Consider the following 9713-nt stretch of genomic DNA (forward strand, 5'->3'; position numbering starts at 1 on the left):
ACTGTCTATCACCCCTGCAGGACTCTCAACAATATCACCGACATACCGATATAGTCATGATTGTTTCTTATGCTATACTGCATGCAACCGTATCATCACTCACCTCTTCGTGCGCAGCGTCAGAGCTGTATAAGAGCCAGCGCTGCGACCAGGCTCCGCGTTCCCGGCCGGACCTCGGCGAGGTAGCGCGGCAGCGTCAGCCCACCGCCGCCCACGTGCAGCGCGGAGACGGGCTTCCCGGCGGGGAAGGCCGCGTCGGTGACGGCGGTGACCGCCCGCACGTACTCGAACTCCAGGTGCGTGGGGTCGGTGAGGTCGACGTAGGAGTGCCGGAGGGTGTCGAGCATCAGCACCCGGCCGGTGTCCCGCTGGGGATCGGCCACCACCCGCGCGCAGTGGTAGGCCGTCTCCTCCTCGCAGGGGGTCGGGGCGACGGCGGCCAGTGCACCGCCCCCGACCGCGAGGGCGAGCAGCCCGACGGGCAACCGCCCGGCACCGGGGACGCGCCGGAGCAGGACGGCGACGGCCATCCCGGCCACCGCGGTGACCGCACCGGTCGCCACCAGGATCACGCTGCTCGGCAGGATCGCCACCAGGACGAACCCGGTGGCGAAGGTGGCCGCGATGCCGCCGAGCGTGCCGATGCCCGACAGCCGTCCCACGACCGCACCGGTCTCGGCGAGGCTGGCCAGTTGCAGCTTCACCACCATCGGCGGCACGGCCGAGAGCAGGGCGGCCGGCACGACGACGGCGACGGCCGCCAGCAGCAGCACTCCCCCGGCGTCGGCCCCGGACAACAGCTCCCCGGTGAACCGCACCAGCGGCAGCACCGCAACCACCAGCGCACCTCCGGCGACCATCAGCGGGGCGAGCAACCGGCGAGGATCTGCGCGGTCGGCGGTGGCCCCGCCGACCCAGGCCCCGAGCGCGATGGCGGCCAACGCGAAGCCGATCACCGCGGTGCTGGTCTGCACGGTGACGCCGACGTAGGGCGCGATCAGCCGCAGGCCGACGATCTCCAGCACCAGGACCGCACCCGAGCACAGGAAGGTGATCGACGCCGCCACCCAGCCGGGCAGCGCGCTCCCGCCGGTGCCCTCCCCCGACGGGACCCGGTCCGCGGCAGCGGACATCTCAGAAGAGGGCGGGCTGGTCGGCCGGCTCGCTGACCGACTCGGCACGGGCGGTGAGCTGGACGCCGTTGGTGCGCACGTTGTTCACCGCGGTGCTCACCGGTCGCAGCTCCAGGGCCGCGACGAGCTCCGGCGGTGTGGGCGCGGCCAGCTCGGTGATGTCCTCGCGGGCCGGGTCCAGCCAGTCCGCCCAGCGGTCGGGCGGCAGCACCAGCGGCATCCGGTCGTGGATCTCGGTGAGCGCGCCGGTGGCGGGTGCGGTGACCACGGTGCAGGTGTACAGGCGGTCCTCGCCCCTGCCCCAGACCTCCCAGAGCCCGGCGAACGCGAGCACCGAGCCGTCCTCGGGGGTGATGAAGTACGGCTGCTTGGTCGGCGAGTCCATCCGCTTGGCCCACTCGTACCAGCCGTCGGCCGGCACCAGGCAGCGCCGCGACCGGGCGGCGGTGCGGAAGGCCGGCTTCTCGGTGAGGGACTCCACGCGGGCGTTGAGCATCCGGTTGCCCACCGAGACGTCCTTGGCCCACGAGGGCACCAGGCCCCAGCGGACCGCCCGCAGCTCGCGGTGGCCGCCGCCGGTCGGTCGGCCCTCGGCGTCGCGTTCCTTCGCGTGCCGGACCACGTAGACGTCCTTGGTGGGCGCGACGTTGTAGTCGGCGTCGAGCGCCGGCTGTCCCTCGGCCCGGACCGCCTCGAACTCGAGCGCGAGGTCCTCGGGCTTGCGGCTGGCCGCGTAACGACCGCACATGGCGTCTCCTCACCGGACGGGGACCTGGCCTGCGTGCACTGTAGGTCGGCCCTCCGACGGACCGGCCGGCGCGCGTGCGCCGGAGGTGACCGGGTAGGCCCTCTGTCGGAACGATCGACGAGAGACGAGGATCACCCGCGTGACCGCGACGCAGAACCCAGCGACCGACCAGCCGAAGACCGCGAGCGACAGCGCCGACCGGCGCTACGCGACGGTCAACCCCTTCACCGGCGAGACGGAGAAGGAGTTCGACTTCACCCCGACCGAGGCCATCGACGGGATCGTCGAGCGCGCCCACGCCGCCTACCAGGAGTGGCGCGACCGCCTGGTCGCCGACCGCGCCGCCGTCGTCCGGCGGGCCGCCGAGCTGATGGACGAGCGCCGCGACGACCTGGCCGCCCTCATCACCACGGAGATGGGCAAGCGCCGGGAGGAAGCCACCGGCGAGCTGTTCCTCTGCTCGATGATCCTCAAGTACTACGCCGACAACGGCCCCGGTTTCCTCGAGCCGCAGTCCATCCGGCCGCTCATGGGCAAGGGCGAGGCGGTCGTGGAGACCCAGCCGATCGGCGTCCTGCTGGCGATCGAGCCCTGGAACTACCCCTTCTACCAGGTGGTCCGCGTGGCCGGACCGAACCTGGTGCTGGGCAACACCGTCATCCTCAAGCACGCCGAGATCACCCCGCAGTGCGCGGTGGCCATCGAGCAGCTGTTCACCGACGCCGGCGCGCCCGAGGGCGTCTTCACCAACACCTTCCTGCGGATCGCCGACGTCGAGCAGGTCATCGCCGACCCCCGCATCCAGGGCGTCACGCTCACCGGCAGCGAGCGGGCCGGCAGCGCCGTCGGCGCCCTCGCCGGCAAGCACCTGAAGAAGTCGGTGCTGGAGCTCGGCGGCAGCGACCCGTTCATCGTGCTCGACGCCGAGGACCTCGGCGCCACGGTCAAGGCGGCGACCATGGGCCGGATGCAGAACACCGGCCAGGCCTGCACCGCCTCCAAGCGCCTGATCGTCACCGAGGAGCTCTACGAGCCCTTCGTGCAGGGCCTCAAGCAGGCGTTCTCCACCTTCGCCCCGGGCGACCCGGCCGACCCGTCGACGTCGCTGGCCCCGCTGTCCAGCGAGCGGGCCGCGCAGGACCTGCACGCGCAGATCCAGGACGCCATCGACAAGGGCGCCACCGTGGTCGCCGGCGGCAAGCGGCCCGAGCACCCCGGCGCGTTCGTCGAGGCCACGATCCTGACCGACGTCACCCCGGACATGCGGGCCTACCACGAGGAGCTCTTCGGCCCCGCGGCCGTCGTCTACAAGGTGAAGGACGCCGACGAGGCGGTCGAGCTGGCCAACAGCAGCGTGTACGGCCTGGGAGCCACGGTGATGAGCGGCGACCTGGACCGCGCGCGTGCGGTCGCCGAGCGGCTGGAGGCCGGCATGGTCTGGATCAACCAGCCCACCGGCTCCTCCCCCGAGCTGCCCTTCGGCGGCGTGAAGCGCTCCGGTTACGGCCGCGAGCTCTCCGAGCTGGCCATGTTCGAGTTCGCCAACCGGCGGCTGGTGCGCACCGTCCCGGTGAAGCGGGCCGACAAGCCGCAGGCTGGCTGATCGGGAGCGGCGCGTGACCGGGCAGACTGACCCCGTGTCAGACGTCTGGTCCGCGCCGCACTCCCCGGCTCCTGTCGACGCCGTCGTCGCCCTGCCCGGGTCCAAGTCGCTCACCGCCCGGGCGCTGATCCTGGCGGCGCTGGGCGACGGCCCGAGCCGGCTGGTCCGCCCGCTGCGGGCACGGGACACCGACCTCATGGCCGGTGCGCTGCGCGCCCTCGGCGTGACGATCGCCGAGGACGGCGACGACCTGCTGGTCACCCCCGGGCCGTTGCGCGGGCCGGTCACGGTCGACGCCGGGTTGGCCGGGACGATCCTGCGGTTCCTCCCGCCGGTCGCCGCGCTGGCCGACGGCGACGTGACGGTGGACGGCGACCCCCGCCTGCACGAGCGGCCCAACGCAGGGCTGATCGCCGCTCTGCGCGACCTCGGCGTCGAGGTGGACGACGACGGCCGCGGCCGGTCGCCGTTCACCGTGCGGGGCACCGGCCGGGTGCGCGGCGGATCCGTGACGGTCGATGCGAGCGAGTCCTCGCAGATCGTCTCCGGCCTGCTGTTGGCCGCGGCCCGGTTCGACGAGGGGCTCGACCTGGCCCTGGCCGGCGGGGTGCCCTCGATGCCGCACGTGGAGATGACGGTGACGACCCTGCGCGAGCACGGCGTGCAGGTCACCGGCACCGGACGCGGGTGGCGGGTCGCCGCCGGCCCGATCGCTGCCCTGGAGCGCGTGGTCGAGCCCGACCTCTCCAACGCCGCCCCCTTCCTCGCGGCGGCCCTGGTCACCGGCGGGCAGGTGACCGTCCGCGACTGGCCGGAGGTCACCACCCAGCCCGGGGCGCAGCTGGACCGGCTGCTGGCCGACATGGGGGCAGCCGTCGAGCGCACCCCGGACGGCGGGCTGCGGGTCACCGGCAGCGGCAGCGTCCGTCCGCTGGTCGCCGACCTGGGTGAGGTCGGCGAGCTGACGCCGGTGCTGGCCGCGCTGTGCGCGCTGGCCGACGGCCCCTCCCGGCTCACCGGCGTCGCCCACCTGCGCGGTCACGAGACCGACCGCCTGCAGGCGCTCGACGAGGTGCTCACCGCCGTCGGCGCCCGGGTGCGGCAGCTGCCCGACGGGCTGGAGATCGAACCGGGGCCCGGACGCGCCGCGCGGCTGGACTCCTACGCCGACCACCGCATGGTCATGGCCGCCGCCGTCCTCGGGCTCGCCATCGACGGCATCACCGTGGCCGACCCCGGCGCGGTCACCAAGACCCTCCCCGACTTCCGCGAACGCTGGGCCGGGCTGCTGGGCGAGCCGATCGGAGCCCCCCGCTGAGCACCAACCGGCGCGGGCACCGCGTCGACGAGGACGACATCCGGTTCCGCCCCAACCGGCGAGGCTCCCGGCCGCGCACCCGCACTCGGCCCGCGCACGAGGACGCCGTCCCGGGACTGGTCATCGCCGTCGACCGCGGGCGCATGACCGTGCGGGTGGAGGGGCCCGACGGCGCCGTCGACGTCACCTCCATGCGCGCGCGGGAACTGGGGAAGCACGGCGTCGTCGTGGGCGACCGGGTCCGGCTCGTCGGTGACACCAGCGGTCGCACCGACTCGCTGGCCCGCATCGTGACCATCGAGGAGCGCGTCACCTCGCTGCGCCGCACCGCCGACGACACCGACCCCACCGAGCGCATCGTCGTCGCCAACGCCGACCTGCTGGTCATCGTCACCGCGGTCACCGACCCCGATCCCGCGCTGGGCTTCCTGGACCGCTGCCTGGTGGCCGCCTACGCCGGCGGGCTCGAGCCGCTGCTGTGCCTGACCAAGACCGACCTGGCGTCCCCGCAGCCGCTGCTCGACCGCTACGCCGGCCTGGGGCTGAAGGCCGTGCCGATGTCGCGCGAGCTGTCGCTGGACGAGCTGCTCGACCGGATCACCGACCGGATGAGCGTCTTCGTCGGGCAGTCGGGCGTGGGCAAGTCGACGCTGGTGAACCGGCTGGTCCCCGATGCGCTGCGCGCCACCGGCGACGTCAGCAAGATCGGCAAGGGCCGGCACACGTCGTCCTCGGCGGTGCTGTTCGACCTCCCCGACGGCGGCATGGTGATCGACACGCCGGGCATCCGGTCGTTCGGGCTGGCGCACGTCACCGCCGACGACGTCCTCGTCGCGTTCGAGGACCTCGCGGAGGCGGCCACCGAGTGCCCGCCCGGGTGCGGTCACACCGCCGAGGACCCCGACTGCGCGCTGGACGCCTGGGCCGCCCAAGGACCGGAGCAGCGAAGGGACCAGCTGGACGCGCTGCGGGTGCTGCTGGCCGCCGTCGGCCAGGTCGGTCCCGGCTACTAGAAGGACCGGCCTTCCCCCCCACCCCTCGCACGCTCGGCGCGGGCCCCTGAAGGCCGGCCGTTCCAACACGTCACCAGGCTCGCGGCGGGTCCCTGAAGGCCAGCCGTTCCAGCACGTCACCACACTCGGCGCGGGACCCTGCAGGGGGCCGTTCCAGCACGTCACCCGACGGGACCGCGCCGTGGTCTCAGACCTCGACGTAGCCGCCGCTGCGCCAGTAGATGCCGGCCTCACGGGTGAGCAGCCCCTCGTCCACGAGGTAGCGGCGCAGCGCCGCGACGTCGGGGTGCCAGACGGCGAGCAGCGCGTTCACCTCGCGCTCCGGGTAGCGCACCCCGGGCTCGAACACCCGTACCAGGTGTTCCAGCACGACCAGTCGCTTGCTGTGCTGCGCCGGGATCGAGGTGAGCCGGCCCTCGCGCACGAACGCCGACAGGACGGCGTCCTCCGCCGGGTCGTCGGAGAGCCGCTCCGGCGGCGCTGCCGCCTCCGCGGCCGCCCGTGCGGCGGCACCGAACCGCTCGGTGTGCAGGGCCAGCGCGTGCCCCTCGCGGTGCACGAGGCCGGCGCGGCCCAACCGGCGGGCGGCCAGCGCGACGTCCTTGAGCCCCAGCCCGGAGGCGGCGGCCACCTCCTCGAGAGTGCCTGCCCCGAGCGCCAGCGCGGCCACCACCTTGAGCCGTACGGGATCGGCGAGCAGCCCCACGATCGTCGCTGCGTCCACGTCCCGACGGTATCGCCGAGCGCTCGCTGGGTAGTGCCCGGGACATGGTGAGCCCTATCGACATCCAGAAGGCCCTGTCCGGGATCGACTACCCCGCGAGCAAGGACGACATCGTCAGGCACGCCGAGCAGAACGGCGGTGGCGGCGAGGTGGTGGAGGCGTTGAAGAAGATCGAGGACCGCGAGTACGAGGGCCCCAGCGGCGTCAGTTCCGCCGTCTTCGACTGACCGCCCGCTAGGTTGGGTGCCCATGACGTCGGCTCGGGGCTTTTCAGAGGACATGCGGCTGGCACACGTGCTGGCCGACCAGGCCGACTCGATCAGCATGGACCGCTTCAAGGCCCAGGACCTGACGGTCGACACCAAGCCCGACCTGACGCCGGTCACCGACGCCGACCGGGCCGTCGAGGAGCAGCTGCGGATCACCCTGAGCCGCGCGCGGACCCGCGACGCGGTCATGGGTGAGGAGTTCGGGACCACCGGGCACGGCTCCCGGCGCTGGATCCTGGACCCGATCGACGGCACGAAGAACTTCGTCCGCGGCGTTCCGGTGTGGGCCACGCTGATCGCGCTGGTCGACGGCGACGAGCCGGTCGTCGGGCTGGTCTCCGCGCCCGCCCTCAACCGTCGCTGGTGGGCGGCCAAGGACGTCGGCGCGTGGACCGGACGTCGTCTGGAGTCGGCCACCCGCTGCCGCGTCTCCGACGTCGGCGCCCTGGGGGACGCGAGCCTCAGCTACTCCAGCCTCTCGGGCTGGGAGGAGCGCGACCTGCTCGGCGGCTTCCTCGACCTGACCCGCTCGGTGTGGCGGACCCGCGCCTACGGCGACTTCTGGAGTTACGTGCTGCTGGCCGAGGGCGCGGTGGACCTCGCCTGCGAGCCCGAGGTGTCGCTGTGGGACCTCGCCGCCCTCGACGTCATCGTGCGCGAGGCCGGTGGGCGGTTCACCGACGTCACCGGCGTCCCCGGTCCGGCCGGAGGCAGCGCCCTGGCGAGCAACGGGCGGCTGCACGACGCCGCCCTGGACATCCTGCGGCCGCAGAGCCGGCCCACTCCCGCCTGACGGCAGCGGGCCGGCTCGGGCCGGTCAGGAGGTCGGACCGGCTCCGGTGCCGCGACCGCCACCCTGGATGCGACGGCGCACGTCGTCGATCTTGGCCCGCGTCCGCGGGTCCTTGGCCAGGTCCTGCGCCTTGACCTGGGCCTGCTGGATCGCCTGCTTGGCCTTGGGGCTGTTCGCCAGCTGGACGACCTTGTTGAACAACGACGCCATGACGGGTCCACCTTCTCCTGCTCGCCGGGGCCGTGGTCGGCCCCGCCCGATCGGGAAACGACGCCCGGCGCGGCCCGGTTCCCCGCGGGGGCTCAGCGGGCCGGCTCGACCAGCGGTCCCGGCGCCCGATCGGGCACGACCTCCAGGCCGACGGCGGAGGCGGCGAGCAGGGCCGCCCCGATCGCCGAGGCGCTGCGCAGCGCCAGGTGCCGGACCGGGCGGCGCAGCTCATCGGCGAGCAGGTGCTGCACCAGCGCCGAGCGTGCCCCGCCGCCGGTGAGCACCACCGGCGCCCCGTCGTCGGGGACGTCGAGCAGCGCGGCGGCGGCACCGACGGCGCGGACCACTCCCTCGACGGCGGCCCGGGCGAGGTGCGCCCGCGTGGTGCTCGCACCCAGGCCGTCCCACCCCCCACGGTCCTCCGGTCCGGCGACGCCGCCGCGCTCGCCGGTGAGGAACGGCCGGAACACCGCTCCTCCGGCGTCGGGCACGGATGCGGCGGCGGCGAACAGCTCCGCCCACGTCAGCCCGAGCACGCCGCACACCCAGGCCCACGCCGAGCCGCCGTTCCGCAGCGCCGCCATCGCGTACCAGCCACCTTCGGCGTCGGCGTAGCCGTGCACCGCCGGGTCGTCGGCCGGGGTCGGCGTCCACCCGGGCCGCAGCACCTGGGCTCCGGTGCCGAGGTTCACCTGCAGCCCCGGACCGGTGCCCGCGGCGAGGAGCGCCAGCGGGGTGTCCGCACCTCCGACGACGACCGGCACATCCCCGCAGTCGAGGACGGCCGTCCCGGCCACCTCGTCCGACGGCCGCACGGGCGGCAGCAGGTCCGGCCGCACCCCGGCGGCAGCGCAGGCGGCGGACGACCAGCCGTCGGCGACGACGTCCCACAGCAGCGTGCCCGAGGCGTCGCTGCGGTCGGTGACCAGCGGGCCGCCCCCGACCAGTTGCGCCCGCAGGGCGTCCTTGGGCAGCACCACGGCGGTGGCGCGATCCAGGATCTCCGGCTCGTGCGCCGCGAGCCAGGCCAGCATCGGACCGGTCATGCCGGGCACCAGCGGGTTGGCCAGCGCAGCCCGGACGCCGACCGGCAGCGAGCGCCACCGGCCCAGCTCGGCGGTGGCGCGGGAGTCGGGCCACAGCAGGGCCGGGCGCAGCGCACGGCCGCGATCGTCGACGAGGACGGCGCCGTGCATCTGACCCGAGAATCCGAGGGCCCGGACCGGCGCTCCGCGCAGGTCGAGCGCGCCCAGCGCCGAGTCCAGGGCGGCGCGCCAGACGGCGACGTCGATCTCGGCCCGGCCGGGCGCCGGACGGTCGTGGTCGTAGCCGGCCTCCGCCTCCGCGACCACCGTGCCGGCCTCGTCGAGGGCCACCAGCTTCAGGCCGCTGGTGCCCAGATCCGCCCCGAGCAGGACCGCGGCGCTCACCGCTCCGGGCTGTCGCCGTAGGTGTAGCCGGCGTCGGGGTAGCGGCTGCCCTCCGTGGTGGGGGCGATCTCGTCGAGCTGCCGGAGGTCGTCGGCGGAGAGCTCGACGGCCGTGGCACCGACGTTCTCCTCCAGGTAGCTGCGCCGCTTCGTCCCCGGGATGGGGACGACGTCGTCACCCTGCGCCATCACCCAGGCCAGGGCGAGCTGCCCGGCGGTGCAGCCCTTCTGGTCGGCCAGCGCCCGCACGGCGTCGACCAGCCGCAGGTTGGCCGCGAACGCCTCGCCCTGGAAGCGCGGGTGGTCGCGGCGGAAGTCGTCGGGCCCGAAGTCGTCGGGGCTGGTGATCGCGCCGGTGAGGAACCCCCGGCCGAGCGGGCTGAACCTGTCTCTTATACACCACTGAAGCTGCCGACGAAGAGGAAAGTATAAAACTAGGAGGTAGACGTAACAATAAAAAAAAAAAAAAATAA

11 protein-coding genes are annotated in these 9713 nt (G+C 73.8%); 5 read left to right on the forward strand and 6 right to left on the reverse strand.

Translation table 11 applies throughout. The annotated features are described in order from the left end of the window. Window positions 1–119: 119 nt before the first annotated feature. Entirely contained in the window at window positions 120–1133 is a 1014-nt protein-coding gene (locus C5508_RS18095) for a fused MFS/spermidine synthase (RefSeq protein ID WP_232797272.1), read from the reverse strand. Between the two features lies 1 nt (window position 1134). Then, complete coding sequence (locus C5508_RS18100; protein ID WP_104526319.1) at window positions 1135–1881, reverse strand: SOS response-associated peptidase; 747 nt, start codon at window positions 1879–1881, stop codon at window positions 1135–1137. Window positions 1882–2020: 139 nt separating this feature from the next. On the opposite strand from C5508_RS18100, the gene C5508_RS18105 reads away from it, so the two are divergent. The 3 genes from C5508_RS18105 to rsgA all read left to right on the forward strand — a co-directional run bounded on the left by C5508_RS18105 (window position 2021) and on the right by rsgA (window position 5815). Further along, window positions 2021–3484 (forward strand): NAD-dependent succinate-semialdehyde dehydrogenase, encoded by a 1464-nt coding sequence (locus C5508_RS18105; protein WP_104526320.1) that lies wholly within the window; start codon window positions 2021–2023, stop codon window positions 3482–3484. Between the two features lie 34 nt (window positions 3485–3518). Beyond that, complete coding sequence (aroA, locus tag C5508_RS18110; RefSeq protein WP_104526327.1) at window positions 3519–4802, forward strand: 3-phosphoshikimate 1-carboxyvinyltransferase; 1284 nt, start codon at window positions 3519–3521, stop codon at window positions 4800–4802. A 143-nt stretch (window positions 4803–4945) separates the two neighbouring features. After that, the gene (gene rsgA / locus C5508_RS18115) at window positions 4946–5815 is read left to right on the forward strand and encodes a ribosome small subunit-dependent GTPase A (RefSeq protein ID WP_232797273.1); all 870 of its coding nucleotides are present in this window, start codon (window positions 4946–4948) and stop codon (window positions 5813–5815) included. Between the two features lie 187 nt (window positions 5816–6002). On the opposite strand, the gene C5508_RS18120 is transcribed toward rsgA, so the two are convergent. Next, window positions 6003–6539, reverse strand: coding sequence for a DUF2087 domain-containing protein (locus C5508_RS18120; RefSeq protein WP_104526321.1), 537 nt, complete (start codon window positions 6537–6539; stop codon window positions 6003–6005). A 44-nt stretch (window positions 6540–6583) separates the two neighbouring features. On the opposite strand from C5508_RS18120, the gene C5508_RS18125 reads away from it, so the two are divergent. Together C5508_RS18125 and hisN are read left to right on the forward strand one after the other, a co-directional pair. Then, on the forward strand, window positions 6584–6766 hold the full coding sequence (locus tag C5508_RS18125; protein ID WP_104526322.1) for a DUF2795 domain-containing protein: 183 nt from the start codon (window positions 6584–6586) through the stop codon (window positions 6764–6766). Between the two features lie 52 nt (window positions 6767–6818). Beyond that, complete coding sequence (hisN, locus tag C5508_RS18130) at window positions 6819–7601, forward strand: histidinol-phosphatase (RefSeq protein WP_332872204.1); 783 nt, start codon at window positions 6819–6821, stop codon at window positions 7599–7601. A 24-nt stretch (window positions 7602–7625) separates the two neighbouring features. Here hisN and C5508_RS18135 read toward each other — a convergent pair whose 3' ends face one another. The 3 genes from C5508_RS18135 to C5508_RS18145 form a co-directional block, all read right to left on the reverse strand. Then, the gene (locus C5508_RS18135) at window positions 7626–7811 is read right to left on the reverse strand and encodes a hypothetical protein (protein ID WP_104526324.1); all 186 of its coding nucleotides are present in this window, start codon (window positions 7809–7811) and stop codon (window positions 7626–7628) included. 92 nt (window positions 7812–7903) lie between these two features. Further along, on the reverse strand, window positions 7904–9241 hold the full coding sequence (locus C5508_RS18140) for an FGGY family carbohydrate kinase (RefSeq protein WP_104526325.1): 1338 nt from the start codon (window positions 9239–9241) through the stop codon (window positions 7904–7906). Next, the coding region (locus tag C5508_RS18145) for an aldo/keto reductase (protein WP_198598171.1) at window positions 9238–9713 on the reverse strand (476 nt) is incomplete at its 5' end. The genes C5508_RS18145 and C5508_RS18140, both read right to left, overlap by 4 nt.

This window comes from Blastococcus atacamensis (assembly GCF_002938425.1).
GTDB lineage: Bacteria > Actinomycetota > Actinomycetes > Mycobacteriales > Geodermatophilaceae > Blastococcus > Blastococcus atacamensis.

Bases quoted from the DNA above. Each gene is read 5' to 3' on its own strand.
- C5508_RS18095 (WP_232797272.1), bottom strand. From the start codon at position 1,133: ATGTCCGCTGCCGCGGACCGGGTCCCGTCGGGGGAGGGCACCGGCGGG.
- C5508_RS18100 (WP_104526319.1), bottom strand. From the start codon at position 1,881: ATGTGCGGTCGTTACGCGGCCAGCCGCAAGCCCGAGGACCTCGCGCTC.
- rsgA (WP_232797273.1), top strand. From the start codon at position 4,946: ATGACCGTGCGGGTGGAGGGGCCCGACGGCGCCGTCGACGTCACCTCC.
- C5508_RS18125 (WP_104526322.1), top strand. From the start codon at position 6,584: ATGGTGAGCCCTATCGACATCCAGAAGGCCCTGTCCGGGATCGACTAC.
- hisN (WP_332872204.1), top strand. From the start codon at position 6,819: ATGCGGCTGGCACACGTGCTGGCCGACCAGGCCGACTCGATCAGCATG.
- C5508_RS18135 (WP_104526324.1), bottom strand. From the start codon at position 7,811: ATGGCGTCGTTGTTCAACAAGGTCGTCCAGCTGGCGAACAGCCCCAAG.